At 72.6% G+C, this 15,404-nt stretch carries 14 protein-coding genes; 6 read left to right on the top strand and 8 right to left on the bottom strand.

Annotated elements, in window-relative coordinates; all coding sequences use genetic code 11:
- Window positions 1–198: 198 nt before the first annotated feature.
- The 3 genes from ABZ793_RS14305 to ABZ793_RS14295 form a co-directional block, all read right to left on the bottom strand.
- Window positions 199–1,122 (bottom strand): hypothetical protein, encoded by a 924-nt coding sequence (locus ABZ793_RS14305; RefSeq protein WP_357456834.1) that lies wholly within the window; start codon window positions 1,120–1,122, stop codon window positions 199–201.
- A 6-nt stretch (window positions 1,123–1,128) separates the two neighbouring features.
- The gene (locus ABZ793_RS14300) at window positions 1,129–1,461 is read right to left on the bottom strand and encodes a hypothetical protein (RefSeq protein ID WP_357456832.1); all 333 of its coding nucleotides are present in this window, start codon (window positions 1,459–1,461) and stop codon (window positions 1,129–1,131) included.
- Window positions 1,462–1,773: 312 nt separating this feature from the next.
- Window positions 1,774–2,733, bottom strand: a complete 960-nt coding sequence (locus ABZ793_RS14295; RefSeq protein WP_357456830.1) for a heme o synthase — start codon at window positions 2,731–2,733, stop codon at window positions 1,774–1,776.
- Between the two features lie 251 nt (window positions 2,734–2,984).
- On the opposite strand from ABZ793_RS14295, the gene tkt reads away from it, so the two are divergent.
- From tkt to pgl, 6 genes are all read left to right on the top strand, one after another.
- Window positions 2,985–5,123: a transketolase gene (tkt, locus tag ABZ793_RS14290; RefSeq protein ID WP_357456828.1), complete on the top strand. Its 2,139-nt coding sequence runs from the start codon at window positions 2,985–2,987 to the stop codon at window positions 5,121–5,123.
- A gap of 16 nt (window positions 5,124–5,139) precedes the next feature.
- Window positions 5,140–6,321: a transaldolase gene (gene tal, locus ABZ793_RS14285; protein WP_357456826.1), complete on the top strand. Its 1,182-nt coding sequence runs from the start codon at window positions 5,140–5,142 to the stop codon at window positions 6,319–6,321.
- A gap of 67 nt (window positions 6,322–6,388) precedes the next feature.
- Window positions 6,389–8,038 (top strand): glucose-6-phosphate isomerase, encoded by a 1,650-nt coding sequence (locus ABZ793_RS14280; protein WP_357456824.1) that lies wholly within the window; start codon window positions 6,389–6,391, stop codon window positions 8,036–8,038.
- A gap of 2 nt (window positions 8,039–8,040) precedes the next feature.
- The gene (gene zwf / locus ABZ793_RS14275) at window positions 8,041–9,591 is read left to right on the top strand and encodes a glucose-6-phosphate dehydrogenase (RefSeq protein ID WP_357456849.1); all 1,551 of its coding nucleotides are present in this window, start codon (window positions 8,041–8,043) and stop codon (window positions 9,589–9,591) included.
- A 31-nt stretch (window positions 9,592–9,622) separates the two neighbouring features.
- On the top strand, window positions 9,623–10,639 hold the full coding sequence (locus ABZ793_RS14270) for a glucose-6-phosphate dehydrogenase assembly protein OpcA (protein ID WP_357456822.1): 1,017 nt from the start codon (window positions 9,623–9,625) through the stop codon (window positions 10,637–10,639).
- Between the two features lie 67 nt (window positions 10,640–10,706).
- Window positions 10,707–11,477 carry a 6-phosphogluconolactonase gene (gene pgl, locus ABZ793_RS14265; protein WP_357456820.1) on the top strand — a complete coding sequence of 257 codons (771 nt, stop codon included), beginning with the start codon at window positions 10,707–10,709 and terminating at the stop codon, window positions 11,475–11,477.
- A gap of 39 nt (window positions 11,478–11,516) precedes the next feature.
- Here the strand turns inward: pgl and ABZ793_RS14260 are convergent, their stop codons facing one another.
- From ABZ793_RS14260 to gap, 5 genes are all read right to left on the bottom strand, one after another.
- Window positions 11,517–11,864 (bottom strand): RNA polymerase-binding protein RbpA, encoded by a 348-nt coding sequence (locus tag ABZ793_RS14260; protein WP_357456818.1) that lies wholly within the window; start codon window positions 11,862–11,864, stop codon window positions 11,517–11,519.
- Between the two features lie 133 nt (window positions 11,865–11,997).
- Window positions 11,998–12,261 carry a preprotein translocase subunit SecG gene (gene secG, locus ABZ793_RS14255; RefSeq protein WP_350709154.1) on the bottom strand — a complete coding sequence of 88 codons (264 nt, stop codon included), beginning with the start codon at window positions 12,259–12,261 and terminating at the stop codon, window positions 11,998–12,000.
- A 95-nt stretch (window positions 12,262–12,356) separates the two neighbouring features.
- Window positions 12,357–13,148: a triose-phosphate isomerase gene (gene tpiA / locus ABZ793_RS14250; RefSeq protein ID WP_357456816.1), complete on the bottom strand. Its 792-nt coding sequence runs from the start codon at window positions 13,146–13,148 to the stop codon at window positions 12,357–12,359.
- Window positions 13,148–14,347 (bottom strand): phosphoglycerate kinase, encoded by a 1,200-nt coding sequence (locus tag ABZ793_RS14245; protein WP_357456814.1) that lies wholly within the window; start codon window positions 14,345–14,347, stop codon window positions 13,148–13,150. The genes tpiA and ABZ793_RS14245 overlap by 1 nt, the downstream gene beginning before the upstream one ends.
- On the bottom strand, window positions 14,344–15,348 hold the full coding sequence (gene gap, locus ABZ793_RS14240; protein ID WP_357456811.1) for a type I glyceraldehyde-3-phosphate dehydrogenase: 1,005 nt from the start codon (window positions 15,346–15,348) through the stop codon (window positions 14,344–14,346). The genes ABZ793_RS14245 and gap overlap by 4 nt, the downstream gene beginning before the upstream one ends.
- Window positions 15,349–15,404 lie beyond the last annotated feature (56 nt).

Genomic DNA, 15,404 nt, shown 5'->3' with positions numbered 1-15,404 from the left:
CCCCGCCCCCGGCGGCCCGGCGGCGCCGCCCCGGGTCCCCCCCCCGGCGGGGCCCGCCGCCCCCGGCGCCGCCGGCCGGGCGCCCGGCGCCCCCCGACGGCGACGTCCGCCGACGGCGGGCGGGATGAGCCGCACGGTGCGGACCCTGGCGGCCCGGGCGCCGGGCGGTCCGCACCGTGGCGACCGCCCGACGTCGGGTCAGCGTGGCGGGCGGCCCAGGTGGGTCAGGATCGCGCCGGCCAGGCGGTCGGCGGCGCCCTCGGCGTACCCGAGGAACAGCGACGGCTCGGTGAGCTCCAGCTCGACCAGGATCGAGGCGCCGTCCGGGCCGGGGATCAGGTCGACCCGGGCGTAGAGCAGCCGCTCCGGCCCGCCGGGCACCGCCGCGAGGGCCCGCTCCGCCACCGCCAGCTGCTCCGGGGTGGCCGTCCGCGGCGTGATCTCCTCGGGCTTGTAGAGCCCCTCCACGCCCAGGTCCGGCCCGGTGAGCATGGGACCCTTGCGGATCGCGTGACTGTACGCCAGGCCGTCCGGGCCGGCCAGGAAGAGCAGCGCCGTCTCACCGGCGGTGTCGACGGCGACCAGGTACGGCTGGACCATGGTCACGCGGCCGGCCGCCGCGAGCCGCCGCACGTGCGCGACGGCCAGTTCCCGGTGCTCCGGATCGGCCAGGTCGTACCGGCCCGTGTCCTGGCTGCCCGCGCTGATCGACGGTTTGAGCACGTACTCGCCGGAGTCGGCGGGCGGCTGCCAGCTCTCCCCCGGCTCCACCCAGGTCGTGGGGACGGTCGGCACGCCCGCGGCGGAGAGTTCGGCGAGGTACCGCTTGTCGGTGTTCCAGCGGACCACGTCGGCCGGGTTGGCCAGGGCGGGGACGGCGGCCGCCCAGGCGACGAACTCGTCGCGGCGGGGCATGTAGTCCCACGGCGAGCGGAGCACGGCCAGGTCGTAGCCGGCCCAGTCGGCGGCGGGGTCGTCCCAGACCACCGGTTCGGCGGTCACGCCGCGGCGCGCGAGCGGGTCGAGCACCAGCCGGTCGTCGGCTTCGAGGGCGGGCAGTTCGGCACAGGTGACGAGAGCGACCCGGGGTTCCCCCCGGGTCGGCTGGTGGTGGTTGGTCAATTTATGTCAACGGGCCATCGAGCGCCGGGCCATCGACCGCCAGAGGTCGTTGCTCGGACGCATCTGGTCCATCAGTTCACGCTCCCAGGCGTTCTCGACGGTGACACCCGCCTTCGCGCAGGCCTGCCGCGCGACGACGGTGTCGTCCGCGAACTGGTCGCCCCACACCCCGTCCTCACCCACGAGGACGATGCGTGCGCCGCGCTTGCCGACGTACTCGATGACCGCCTTCGCCCCGCCGTGTCCGGCGGCGAACGACTTGATGCCCGCGACCAGGCCCTGGGGGGCCTGTTCGGCGGTCTGTTCGGCCGTCAGCGTCGTATCGGAACCATCTGCCATGACGCGAAGCGTAAGCAGACTTCCATCCGGGCGGGCGAGAACCATGAAGCTTTTGTGATGCCAATTACCTGGAGGTTTAAGGAAGACCACAGGTGAATCGCCCGATTTTATCGGGACTTACCACCGCAAATCTCCGCCGCGAACCGGGCCGGCCTGGGGCATGCCGAACCGTTCGGACCGATGCCCACGCTGTCACGGATGTAACAAGAAACCCGGACAAGGCATACACGATGCTGATTTTCCCCCACGACGCGCCCGGCGCGCCGCCAGCGAACACACCCGCCGGCCGGGACGCGCGGCGACCGCGCGGGGTCAGATCAGCGCGTCGAGCGCGACGGCGGCGAAGAGGATCGTCAGGTAGGTCGTCGACCAGTGGAACAGCCGCATCGGCTTGACGGCCTGGCCCCGCGAGACCCGACGGGCCAGCCGGTGCGCCTCCACCAGGAAGATGCCGCCGACCACCAGGGTGGGCACGCCGTAGATCGCGCTCATCCCCAGCGGCCACACCGCCAGCGAGGAGGCCACGGTGAGCCACGCGAAAATGATGATCTCGGCGTTGACCCGACGGGCGGAGGCCACCACCGGCAGCATCGGGATGCCGGCCCGGGCGTAGTCGTCCTTGTACTTCATCGCCAGCGGGTAGAAGTGCGGCATCTGCCAGAAGAAGACCACCGCGAACAGCGCCCACGCGGCGGGCGCCAGCGACCCGGTCACCGCCGCCCAGCCGATCAGCACCGGCGCCGCCCCGCAGGCGCCACCCCAGAACGTGTTCGCCGTCGTGGTGCGCTTGAGCCAGAGGGTGTAGACGAGGTCGTAGTAGGCGATCGCGGCCAGGGTGAGGCCGGCGGCCAGCAGGTTGGTGAACGCCGCCATCAGCGCGACCGACACCACCGCCAGCACCAGCCCGAAGATCAGCGCGTTGCGCGGCGACACGGTGTGCGCCGGCAGGGGGCGGCGCTTGGTGCGCCGCATCAACTCGTCGATGTCCCGGTCGATGTAGCAGTTGATGACGCTGGCCGCGCCCGCGGCGAGCGAGCCGCCGACCAGCACCACGGCCACCAGCCAGAGCGACGGCATGCCGCCGTCCGCGAGCATCATCGCCGGCACGGTGGTGACCAGGAGCAGCTCCACGATCCGCGGCTTGGTCAGCGTCACGTACGCCGAGACCACCGCGCGGACGTCCCGGCGACCGGCCGCCGGGGCCTCCGCCGCCTCGCGCACCGGCGGCTGCCCGGCAGAGTTGCTGACGGGGCGCTCGGTGATCATGCTCACGGATTGCCACCTTCCGGCGTCGGCAGGGGAGGTCGGATCGGTCGGACCCGACTCGGGCCACACACCGCACCACAGACTACGCGCTGTCGTTTTGGCTGCCCGGGCGACCCGACAACGGTGCGGGCCGTCACACCGCCGATCCTCCCGGACGCGCACAGACCTGCATGCAGAGATCCCCGGGCGGACGTTTAGGACCGCTCGATAGGGTCATCGGTGAGGGTTCCGCCCATCTGCCGAGGAGCACAACCATCGTGGCTGCCAACCGACCCGAGCACCCCGCACTGAACTGGTCCGACCTCGACCGCCGGGCCGTCGACACCGTCCGCGTGCTGGCCATGGACGCCGTGGAGAAATCCGGCAACGGCCACCCGGGCACCGCGATGAGCCTCGCGCCCGCTGCCTACCTGCTCTTCAACCGGGTCATGCGGCACAACCCGGCCGACCCGAACTGGCCCGGCCGGGACCGGTTCGTGCTCTCGGCGGGCCACTCCAGCCTCACCCTCTACATCCAGCTCTTCCTCGCCGGCTACCCGCTCAGCCTCGACGACCTCAAGTCGCTGCGGCAGTGGGGCTCGCTCACCCCGGGCCACCCCGAGCACGGCCACACCCCGGGCGTCGAGACCACCACCGGCCCGCTCGGCCAGGGCCTCGGCAACGCGGTCGGCATGGCGATGGCGGCCCGCCGCGAGCGTGGTCTGTTCGACCCGGAGGGCGAGCCGGGCGCGTCGGTCTTCGACCACGACATCTGGTGCATCGCCTCGGACGGCGACATCGAGGAGGGCATCAGCCACGAGGCCAGCGCGCTCGCCGGGCACCAGCAGCTCGGCAACCTCACGGTGATCTACGACGACAACGAGATCTCCATCGAGGACGACACCCGGATCGCCATGAGCGAGGACGTCGCGGCCCGCTACGAGGCGTACGGCTGGCACGTGCAGACGGTCGACTGGCGCACCGGCGACGCCGACCAGGGCGACTACCACGAGGACGTGGAGGCCCTGCACCGGGCGCTGTTGGCGGCGAAGGCCGAGACCGGCCGCCCCTCCTTCATCGCGCTGCGCACCATCATCGGCTGGCCCGCGCCCAACAAGAAGAACACCGGCAAGATCCACGGCTCCGCGCTCGGTGGCGACGAGGTGGCCGCCACCAAGCAGATCCTCGGCTTCGACCCGGCGCAGTCCTTCGAAGTCGCCGAGGAGGTGCTCGCGCACGCCCGCCTGGTGATGGAGCGGGGCGCCCGCGCCCAGCAGGAGTGGACCGCGGCGTTCGACGGCTGGTCGAAGGCCAACCCGCAGCGCCGGGCGCTCTACGACCGGATGGCCGGCCGGGCCCTGCCGGACGGCTGGGCCGAGGCCCTGCCCGAGTTCCCGGCCGACGCCAAGGGCATCGCCACCCGGGCCGCCTCCGGCAAGGTCCTGGAGGCGCTCGCCCCGGTGCTGCCCGAGCTGTGGGGCGGCTCGGCCGACCTGGCCGAGAGCAACAACACCACCATGAAGGGCGAGCCGTCCTTCATCCCGGCCGCCTGGGCCACCAAGGAGTTCCCGGGCCACGAGTACGGCCGCACGCTGCACTTCGGCATCCGCGAGCACGCCATGGGCGCGATCCTCAACGGCATCGCCCTGCACGGCGGCACCCGCCCGTACGGCGGCACCTTCCTGGTGTTCAGCGACTACATGCGCCCCTCGGTGCGGCTCGCCGCGCTGATGAAGCTGCCGGTGGTCTACGTCTGGACGCACGACTCGATCGGCCTCGGCGAGGACGGCCCCACCCACCAGCCGGTCGAGCACCTGACCGCGCTGCGCGCCATCCCCGGCCTGGACGTGGTCCGCCCGGCCGACGCCAACGAGACCGCCTGGGCCTGGCGGTGCGCGCTGGAGCACACCGACCGGCCGACCGCGCTGGCGCTCAGCCGCCAGGCGCTGCCGACCTTCGACCGGTCGACGCTGGCCGGCGCCGAGGGCGTGGCGAAGGGCGGCTACGTACTCGCCGAGGCGTCCACCGGCAAGCCGCAGGTGATCCTCGTCGGCACCGGTTCCGAGGTGCAGCTCTGCCTGACCGCGCGGGAGCGGCTGGAGGCCGACGGCACCCCCACCCGGGTCGTCTCGATGCCCTGCCAGGAGTGGTTCGCCGAGCAGGACGAGGCGTACCGGGAGTCGGTGCTGCCACGCGGGGTAAAGGCACGGGTGAGCGTGGAGGCGGGCATCGCCATGTCCTGGCGGCACCTCGTCGGCGACTGCGGCGAGAGCGTCAGCCTGGAGCACTACGGCGCCAGCGCCCCGCACTCCATGCTCTTCGAGCAGTTCGGGTTCACCCCCGACCGGATCGTGGCCGCCGCGCACGCGGCGCTCACCCGGGTGGGCGAGATCACCGGTTTCACGACCGGCAACTGAGGGGAGCGTGGACGGCATGACGAAGGACAGGCTGGGCGAGCTCAGCGCCGCGGGTGTGGCGATCTGGCTCGACGATCTTTCCCGGACGCGACTCAGCTCCGGCGGGCTGGACCAGTTGCGCCGCGAGAAGCACCTGGTCGGGGTGACCTCCAACCCGACCATCTTCGCGAAGGCGCTGAGCGACGCGGACGAGTACGACTGGCAACTGAAGGACCTCGCCATCCGTGGGGTGGACGTCGAGGAGGCCGTCCGCATGCTCACCACGTACGACGTGCGGTGGGCCTGTGACGTGATGCGGCCGGCGTACGACGCGACCGCGGGGGTGGACGGCCGGGTCTCCATCGAGGTGGACCCGCGGCTGGCCCACGAGACCGAGAAGACCGTCGCCGAGGCCGGGGCGCTGTGGTGGCTGATCGACCGCCCCAACCTCTTCATCAAGATCCCGGCCACCGAGGCGGGCCTGCCGGCGATCACCGCCACCCTGGCGCAGGGGATCAGCGTCAACGTCACGCTGATCTTCGGGCTGGACCGCTACTGCCAGGTGATGGACGCGTTCCTGGCCGGCCTGGAGCAGGCGAAGGCGAACGGCCACGACCTGTCCAAGATCGGGTCCGTGGCGTCGTTCTTCGTCTCCCGCGTCGACACCGAGGTCGACAAGCGGCTGGAGAAGATCGGCTCCGCCGAGGCCAAGGCGCTGCGCGGCAAGGCCGCCATCGCCAACGCCAAGCTGGCGTACGAGCGCTACGGCACGGTCTTCTCCTCCGACCGCTGGCAGGCCCTCGCCGACGCCGGCGCACACCCGCAGCGGCCGCTGTGGGCGTCCACCTCCACCAAGAACCCGGACTACCGGGACGTCATCTACGTGGAGGAGCTGATCGCGCCCGGCACCGTCAACACCATGCCGGAGCCGGTCATCCACGCGTACGCCGACCACGGCGAGACCCACGGCGACACCATCACCGGCTCGTACGACGACGCCCGCAAGGTCTTCACGGACCTGGAGTCGGTCGGGGTCGACATGGCCGACGTGATCGCCACCCTGGAGCGCGAGGGCGTGGAGAAGTTCGAGGCCAGCTGGCTGCAGCTGCTCGACGGCGTACGCAAGTCGCTGGCCGCCGCGGGCAAGGGCACCGGCCACCCGGGCAACGCCGCGAAGGGCAACGCGCAGGCCGCGCAGCAGGCGGGAGGCAACGCGTGAGCGAGCGAACCATCAGGTACGGCAGCGTGGCGCCGCGCGCCGCCGCCGAGCAGAGCGGGGTGGCGGCGTGAGCGACCTGCTCGCCGGGCCGGTCGAGGCGGCCGCCGGGCTCGCCGTGCACGGGGCCGACACCGTCGACAGGTCGGCCCCCGCCTCCACCCGCGACGCGCTGGTCCGCGCCGGCGTGCCCGGCAAGCTGGCGGAGAAGGACCCGACCCTGTGGGGCCCGGACGCCGAGGCCGAGGCGAAGATCCGCCTCGGCTGGGTGGACACCCACCGGCGCAGCCGCGAGCTGCTCACCCAGCTCGCCGAGCTGAAGGCGGAGCTGGCCGACCTGGACCACGTGGTGCTCGCCGGCATGGGCGGCTCGTCGCTGGCCCCGGAGGTCATCGCGCGCACCCTCGGCAAGCAGCTGACCGTGCTCGACACCACCGACCCGGGGCAGGTCCGGGCGGCGCTGGCCGACCGGCTGGAGCGCACCGTGGTCGTGGTGTCCAGCAAGTCGGGCTCGACGGTGGAGACCGACAGCCACCGCCGGGCCTACTGGCAGGCGTTCCTGGACGCCGGGATGACCGAGGCGGAGGCCGGCCGGCACTTCGTCATCGTCACCGACCCCGGTTCGCCGCTGGAGGCCACCGCCGCCGAGATGGGCGCCTTCACCGTGCTGGCCGACCCGAACGTGGGCGGCCGCTACTCGGCGCTGACCGCGTTCGGGCTGGTCCCGTCGGCGCTGGCCGGCGTCGAGGTGGCCGAACTGCTCGACGAGGCGGACGCGCTGTCCCGGTCGCTGGGCGGCGACCGGGACAACCCGGGCCTGGCCCTGGGCGCCGCCCTCGGAGCGGCGGCCACCATGGGCCGGGACAAGGTCGCCCTGATCTCCGACGGCACCGGCATCGACGGCCTCGGCGACTGGGCGGAGCAGCTCATCGCCGAGTCCACCGGCAAGTCCGGCATCGGCATCCTCCCGGTCGTCGTGGAGTCCCCGGAGAGCCCCGGCGCCGGCGGCGCCGACGTGCTCACCGTGACCTACGGCGGCGCGCTGGCCACCGGTGCCGTCCCGGGCGGCGGCACCGGCCCGGACGTGGCGGTCAACGGCCCGCTCGGCGCGCAGTTCCTGGCCTGGGAGTACGCCACCGCGATCGCCGGTGTGGTGCTCGGCATCGACCCGTTCAACCAGCCCAACGTCACCGAGTCCAAGGACAACACCAACAAGATCCTCGCCTCGGGTCCGCCGGCGGAGACGCCGTCGTTCACCTCGGGCGCGATCGAGGTGTACGCGCCGCAGGGCGCCCCGGGCGACCTGGCCGGCGTGCTCCGCTGGCTGGTCGACGGGCTGGGCGGCGACGGTTACCTCGCGGTGATGGCGTACCTCGACCGGTTCGCCGACGCCGACGCGGCCCGGCTGCGGCCGCTGCTGGCCGGGGCCTCCGGGCGGCCGGTCACCTTCGGCTGGGGGCCGCGGTTCCTGCACTCCACCGGCCAGTACCACAAGGGCGGCCCGCAGGTCGGCAGCTACCTCCAGCTCACCGGCGCGGTCGCCGACGACCTGCCGGTGCCCGGCAAGCCGTACACCTTCGGGGAGTTGCAGGCGGCGCAGGCCACCGGCGACCGGCAGGCCCTGGCCGGGCGGGAGCGCCCCCTGGTGCGGCTGCACCTGACCGACCGGTCCGCGGGCGTGGCCCAGCTGCTCGATGCGGTCGGGGCGCTGCGGGCGTGACGATGAGGACCATGGACGATGCGGAGCGAGGAGGCGGTGTGAACCCGCTGCGCGACCCGCAGGACCGCCGGCTGCCGAGGATCCCGGAGCCGTGCGCTCTGGTGATCTTCGGCGTCACCGGCGACCTGGCCCGCAAGAAGCTCCTTCCGGCGGTGTACGACCTGGCGAACCGGGGGCTGCTGCCCCCGGGCTTCGTCGTCCTGGGTTTCGCCCGTCGGGACTGGGGCGACGGCGACTTCGAGTCGCTGGCCCACGAGGCCGCCAAGAAGCACGCCCGCACCCCCTGGCGGGAGGAGGTGTGGGCGCGGCTGGTCGGCAACATCAAGTTCGTGGGCGGCTCGTTCGACGACGACGCCGCGTTCGACCACCTCGCCGACACCCTCGACGAGCTGCGCCAGACGCACGGCATCCCGGGCAACGCCGCCTTCTACTTCTCCATCCCCCCGGCGGCGTTCCCCGTGGTGCTCAAGCAGCTGGCCCGCACGGGGATGGCCGACAACGCCAAGTCCGGCGGCTGGCGCCGGGTGGTGGTGGAGAAGCCGTTCGGGCACGACCTGCCCTCGGCGAAGGCGCTCAACGACCTGGTCGACGACGTCTTCACCCGCAAGGACGTCTTCCGCATCGACCACTACCTGGGCAAGGAGACCGTCCAGAACATCCTCGCCCTGCGGTTCGCCAACAACCTGTTCGAGCCGCTGTGGAACTCCAAGTACGTCGACTCGGTGCAGATCACCATGGCCGAGGACGTCGGCATCGGCACCCGCGCCGGCTTCTACGACTCGGCCGGCGCGGCCCGGGACGTGCTCCAGAACCACCTGCTCCAACTGCTGGCGCTGGTGGCGATGGAGGAGCCGACGAGCTTCGACGCGGACGAGATCCGCACCGAGAAGCTCAAGGTGCTGCGGGCGATCACCCTGCCGAAGGACATCGCGGAGGGCACCGTCCGCGGCCAGTACCTGCCCGGCTGGGTGGGCGGCCAGCGCGCGGTCGGCTACCTGGAGGAGGAGGGCGTCCCGGAGGACTCGACCACCGAGACGTACGTGGCGGTCCGGCTCGGCATCCAGAACCGCCGCTGGGCCGAGGTGCCGTTCTACATCCGGGCCGGCAAGCGGCTGCCGCGCCGCGTCACCGAGGTCGCCATCATGTTCAAGAAGGCGCCGCACCTGCCGTTCAACGCCGCCGACATGGAGTCGCTGGGAAACAACCAGCTCGTCATCCGGGTGCAGCCCGACGAGGGCGTGGTGCTCAAGTTCGGCTCGAAGGTGCCCGGCACCACGATGGAGGTCCGCGACATCGCGATGGACTTCCAGTACGGCGAGGCGTTCACCGAGTCCAGCCCCGAGGCGTACGAGCGGCTGGTGCTGGACGTGCTCATCGGTGACCGCACCCTCTTCCCGGACGCCGCCGAGGTCGAGCAGAGCTGGCAGGTGGTGGACCCGCTGGAGCACGCGTGGGCGGGCACGAAGCCGGAGCCGTACCGGGCCGGTGAGTGGGGGCCCCGCGCCGCCGACGAGATGCTGGCCCGCGAGGGCCGGGCCTGGCGCAGAGCGTGAGCAAGCCCAGCGAGTCAACCAGGAGGCTCCAGTGATCGGCCTGTGGGACACCACCGGCAACGAGGTGGTCAAGGCGCTCGCCGCCGAACGGCGCAGTGCCGGCGGGGTGGCCAGCGGCATGGCGCTCACCCTGATCGTGGTGGTGGACGAGAAGCGGGTCCGCGAGGCGGAGGCGGCGGCCACGATAGCGGCCGCCGCCCACCCCTGCCGGCTGGTGGTGGTCGTCCGCTCCGACGTCGAGCGGGAGCGCAACCGCCTCGACGCGGAGATCGTCGTCGGCGGTCGGCTCGGCCCCTGCGAGGCGGTGGTCACCCGGATGTACGGGCGGCTCGCCCTGCACGCCGAGTCGGTGGTGATGCCGCTGCTGGTGCCGGACGTGCCGGTGGTGACGTGGTGGCACGGCGAGCCGCCGGCCGAGATCGCCACCGACTTCCTCGGCGTCGTGGCCGACCGGCGGATCACCGACGCCGCGCAGGCCGCCGACCCGGTCGAGGCGCTGCGCCAGCGGGCCCGGGACTACGCGCCGGGCGACACCGACCTGGCGTGGACCCGGATCACCCCGTGGCGCACGCTGGTGGCCGGGGCGTTCGACACCACCCAGGCGCGGGTGACCGAGGCGACCGTGGTCGCCCCGGCCTCCGACCCCACCGCCGCGCTGATGCGGGGCTGGCTGGCCGCCCGGCTCGGCATCGACCCGGTGTGGCAGCGCACCGACGAGTTCCCCCGCATGCGGGAGGTGCAGCTGCGCTGCGCCAACGGCGACGAGCTGACGCTGACCCGGGAGGACAGCGCGGCGACGTTCCGGCGTACCGGCCAGGAGGACCGGCACCTGCCGCTCGTCCGCCGGCCGCTCGGCGACGAGCTGGCCGAGGAGTTGCGCCGGCTCGACGCCGACCAGGTCTACGCGGAGGCGCTGGGCACCACGGCCGGCCTGACCGGCCTGGACCAGCGCCCGGCGCAGCGGGTGCACGTCTGGAAGGACCCGGCCACCGCGCAGCGGGCCGAGGCGGGAGTGACCGCGCACGCGGGAACGAGCGCCCAGCACTGAGCGCCCGACTGCCGGGCGCACGAGGAACACCGACCGCGCGGCGGCCGGAGAAACGAAGGCACATCAGATGAGTGAGGCGAGTGTCGCCGTCCACGCCGACGCCGACCTGCTGGCCCAGGCGGTGGCCGCCCGGCTGGTGGTCAAGCTGCTCGACGCGCAGGCCGAGCGGGGCCAGGCGTCGGTGGTGCTGACCGGCGGGCGGATAGCCGCGGCGGTGCACCGGGCGGTGGCGGCGCTGCCGGCCCGCGACGCCGTGGACTGGTCCCGGGTGGACGTCTGGTGGGGCGACGAGCGGTTCCTGCCCGCCGGCGACCCGGAGCGCAACGAGACGCAGGCCCGGGCGGCCCTGCTGGACGTGGTGCCGCTGGACCCGGCCCGGGTCCACCCGATGCCCGCCTCCGACGGTCCAGCCGGGCCCGATCCGGAGGAGGCGGCCGCCCGCTACGCCGAGGAGCTGGCCCGGGCGGCGCGTCCCGGCCACGCCGCGCTCCCCCACTTCGACGTGCTGATGCTGGGCGTCGGCGAGGACGGGCACGTGGCGTCGGTGTTCCCGGAGCACCCGGTGCACCACGACACCCGGCCGGTCAGCGCCGTCCGCGGCAGCCCGAAGCCCCCGCCGGTGCGGACCACCCTGACCCTCCCGGCGATCAACACCGCCGAGGAGGTCTGGTTGGTGGCCAGCGGCGCCGACAAGTCCCGGGCGGTCGGCATGGCGCTGGCCGGGGCGGGGCCGGTGCAACTGCCGGCGGCCGGCGTGCAGGGCACGGGTCGGACGCTCTGGCTGCTGGACCGGGCGGCGGCGGCCGACGTGCCGGCCCGCCTGCGCAGCCTGCGCTGACGCGGGTGCGGAAGGGGCCCTGTCGACGAGGGCCCTTCCTCACTGCGCGGCGGTACGGCGGCGGCGCAGGTCGGCGAGGGCCTCGGCCAGGATGGCCTCCCCCTCCTCGGCGCTGCGCCGCTCCTTCACGTACGCCAGGTGGGTCTTGTAGGGCTCCGGCCGGGCCCGGCCCGGCGGGTTCTGCGCGTCCCGCCCGGCGGGGAGGCCGCACCGCGGGCAGTCCCACACCTCCGGTACCTCGGCGTCGGCGGCGATGCGGATCTCGGTGTGGTGGTCGTTGCGGCACCAGTAGGTGACCGCCCGGCACGGGACCGGCTGGTAGCGCTCGGCGCGGCGTTCGGGGGCGGTTCCGATGCGGGTGCCCCGGATGAGGTTGCCACTCGGCACGGCTGCTCGCTCCTGTCGTCGGGAGGGGTACCGCCGCGGAGGGGGCGGCGGGCGACGCGGTGCAGCGGGTGAAACGGACTGCGCGCGGCCCGTCAGTGACGGACCGCGCGCAGATTGTACGACTCGACGGCGCTCAGACGGCGCCGCTGGCCGTTTGGAGGCGCAGCCAGAGCCCGAGCCCGACGATGCAGGCGAACCAGACGATGCCCACCAGGACGGTGTAGCGGTCGAGGTTCTTCTCCGCCACCGACGACCCGGCGAGGCTGGAGCTGACGCCGCCACCGAACATGCTCGACAACCCGCCGCCCTTACCACGGTGCAGCAGGATCAGCATGGTCAGCAGGATGCTCGTGATGACCAGCAACACGATCAACGTGTATGCGAACCAGATCGGCATGGCTGGGGTCAGTCCTCTCGTTACGATCCTCGCCCGGGCAGATCGGGCACGGTGGCACCGACCGACGGACGGGCGGAGTCAAGGATAGCGAGCGATCAGCGGGCGATGTGCTCCGGGAACCGGCAGATCTTCGCGAACTCCTCGGCGTCCAGGCTCGCGCCGCCCACCAGCGCCCCGTCGACGTCCGGCTTTGCCATGATCGCCGCGACGTTGGAGGACTTGACGGAGCCGCCGTAGAGGACCCGGACCTGGTCGGCGGTGTCCTGGCCGAAGGACTCGGCCAGCCGCTGGCGGACCGCCTCGCACACCTCCTGCGCGTCCTCCGGGGTCGCCGTCTTGCCCGTGCCGATCGCCCAGACCGGCTCGTACGCCACCACGACCTTCGCCACCTGCTCGGCGGTCAGCCCCTTCAGGGCGCCGTCGAGCTGGTCGCTGCAGTGCGCCACGTGGGTGCCCCGGTCCCGGACGTCGAGCCCCTCCCCCACGCAGAGGATCGGGGTGAGCCCGTGGGTCAGCGCCGCCTGCACCTTGGCGTTGACGATCGCGTCGTCCTCGTGGTGGTAGGCGCGCCGCTCCGAGTGCCCGACCACCACGTACGTGCAGCCGAGCTTGGCCAGCATCGGGCCGGAGATGTCGCCGGTGTAGGCCCCCGACGCGTGCGGCGACAGGTCCTGCGCGCCGTAGCCGAGCAGCAGCTTGTCGCCGTCGACGGCGGTCTGCACGGTACGCAGGTCGGTGAACGGCGGCAGGACCACCGTCTCCACGTCGGTGAGCTGCTTCTCGGTCAGGCTGGCCGCCAGCTTCTGCACCAGCAGGTTGGCCTCGAGGTGGTTGAGGTTCATCTTCCAGTTGCCGGCCATCAGGGGCCGGCGGGTGGCGCTCGCCATCAGTTCTCCAGAGCTGCGATGCCGGGGAGGGTCTTGCCCTCCAGGTATTCCAAGGAGGCGCCACCGCCGGTGGAGATGTGCCCGAAAGCGGCCTCGTCCAGCCCCAGCGCGCGGACCGCCGCCGCCGAGTCACCGCCACCGACCACAGTGAACGCGTTGGCCTTCGCGATCGCCTCGGCGACCCCGCGCGTGCCGTGGGCGAACGCCGGCATCTCGAACACGCCCATCGGGCCGTTCCAGAAGATCGTCCGCGCGCCCTTGAGGGCGGCGGCGAACCCGGCGACCGTCTCCGGCCCGATGTCGAGACCCACCCGCTTGCTGGGAATGCCGTCGGCCGGCACGGTGTCGTGCGCGGCGTCCGGGGCGAACGCGTCCGCGGCCACCACGTCGACCGGGAGCAGGATCTTGTTCCCGGAGCGCTCCAGCAGGTTGCGGCAGGTCTCCACCATCTCCTCCTCCAGCAGCGAGGAGCCCACCTCGTGGCCCTGCGCCTTCAGGAAGGTGAAGCACATCCCGCCGCCGATGAGCAACCGGTCGACCGTCGGCAGCAGCGCCTCGATCACGGCGAGCTTGTCGGAGACCTTCGAGCCGCCGAGCACCACCACGTACGGCCGCTCCGGCTCGCCCGTGAGCTTCGAGAGGACCTCCACCTCGCGCAGCACCAGCCGGCCGGCGACGTGCGGCAGCCGCGCCGGCACGTCGTGGACGCTGGCGTGCTTGCGGTGCACGGCGCCGAACGCGTCGTCGACGTACGCGTCGCCGAGGGCGGCGAGCTGGTCGGCGAACGCGCCCCGCTCGGCGTCGTCCTTGCTGGTCTCGCCCTTGTTGAAGCGCAGGTTCTCCAGCAGCGCCACCTCGCCGTCGGCCAGCGCCTCCACGGCGGCGCGGGCGGACTCTCCGACGGTGTCGGTGGCGAAGTGCACCCGCGACCCGAGCAGCTCGCCGAGCCGCCCGGCGACCGGACGAAGGCTGAACTGCGGGTCAGGAGCGCCCTTCGGGCGGCCCAGGTGCGAGCAGACGACCACCTTCGCGCCGGCCTCGACAAGCGCGCCCAGCGTCGGCAGGACGGCCCGGATACGGCCGTCGTCCGTGATGTCACCGGTCTGCTTGTCGAGCGGGACGTTCAGGTCGGCGCGCACCAGCACGCGCCGACCCGACACCCCCTCGGCGAGCAGGTCGTCGAGGGTACGGATGCTCACAGCGACTGACCCACCAGCTTGACCAGGTCGACCAGGCGGTTGGAGTAGCCCCACTCGTTGTCGTACCAGCCGACGACCTTGACCTGGTTGCCGACGACCTTGGTCAGCGGCGCGTCGAAGATGCACGACGCCGGGTCGGTGACGATGTCGGCGGAGACGATCGGGTCCTCGTTGTAGACCAGGATGCCCTTGAGCGGGCCCTCGGCGGCGGCCTTCAGCGCGGCGTTGACCTCGTCCACCGTGGTCTCCCGGTTGACGTTGACCGTGAGGTCGGTGGTCGAGCCGGTCGGGATCGGCACCCGCAGCGCGTAGCCGTCCAGCTTGCCCTTCAGCTCCGGCAGCACCAGGCCGATCGCCTTCGCCGCGCCGGTCGAGGTCGGCACGATGTTCAGCGCGGCGGCGCGGGCACGGCGCAGGTCCTTGTGCGGCGCGTCCTGGAGGTTCTGGTCCTGCGTGTACGCGTGGATCGTCGTCATCAGGCCCTGCTGGATGCCGAACGTGTCGTGCAGGACCTTCGCCATCGGGGCGAGGCAGTTGGTGGTGCACGAGGCGTTGGAGATGATGGTGTGCTTGGCCGGGTCGTACTGGTCGTGGTTCACGCCCATGACGACCGTGACGTCCTCGTTCTTCGCCGGCGCGGAGATGATGACCTTCTTGGCCCCGCCGTCGATGTGCGCCTTGGCCTTGGTGGCGTCGGTGAAGAAGCCGGTGGACTCGATGACCACGTCCGCGCCGACCTCGCCCCACGGCAGCTTCGCCGGGTCCTTCTCGGCGTACGCCTTGATGGTCTTGCCGCCCACGGTGATCTCGTCGGCGGTGGCCTTCACCTCGTGCGGGAGACGACCCAGGATGCTGTCGTACTTGAGCAGGTGGGCAAGCGTCGCGTTGTCGGTCAGGTCGTTGACCGCCACGACCTCGACGTCAGCGCCGGACGCCAGCACTGCCCGGAAGAAGTTGCGGCCGATCCGGCCGAAGCCGTTGATGCCAACCCGGATGGTCACAGGTCCCATCTCCTCGCGTTCTGGTCCGCCGGCGTCAGACCCGGTCCGGCGGAGGT

The organism is Micromonospora sp. NPDC047465 (assembly GCF_040643125.1).
Lineage (GTDB): Bacteria > Actinomycetota > Actinomycetes > Mycobacteriales > Micromonosporaceae > Micromonospora.
Note: the sequence above shows the minus strand (reverse complement) of the source record. Positions and strands in the feature narration are given on the sequence as shown.

What these genes read in the sequence shown, in the direction of transcription:
- ABZ793_RS14300 (WP_357456832.1), bottom strand. Translation starts at nt 1,461, where the DNA reads ATGGCAGATGGTTCCGATACGACGCTGACGGCCGAACAGACCGCCGAA.
- tal (WP_357456826.1), top strand. Translation starts at nt 5,140, where the DNA reads ATGACGAAGGACAGGCTGGGCGAGCTCAGCGCCGCGGGTGTGGCGATC.
- zwf (WP_357456849.1), top strand. Translation starts at nt 8,041, where the DNA reads ATGAGGACCATGGACGATGCGGAGCGAGGAGGCGGTGTGAACCCGCTG.
- pgl (WP_357456820.1), top strand. Translation starts at nt 10,707, where the DNA reads ATGAGTGAGGCGAGTGTCGCCGTCCACGCCGACGCCGACCTGCTGGCC.
- secG (WP_350709154.1), bottom strand. Translation starts at nt 12,261, where the DNA reads ATGCCGATCTGGTTCGCATACACGTTGATCGTGTTGCTGGTCATCACG.
- tpiA (WP_357456816.1), bottom strand. Translation starts at nt 13,148, where the DNA reads ATGGCGAGCGCCACCCGCCGGCCCCTGATGGCCGGCAACTGGAAGATG.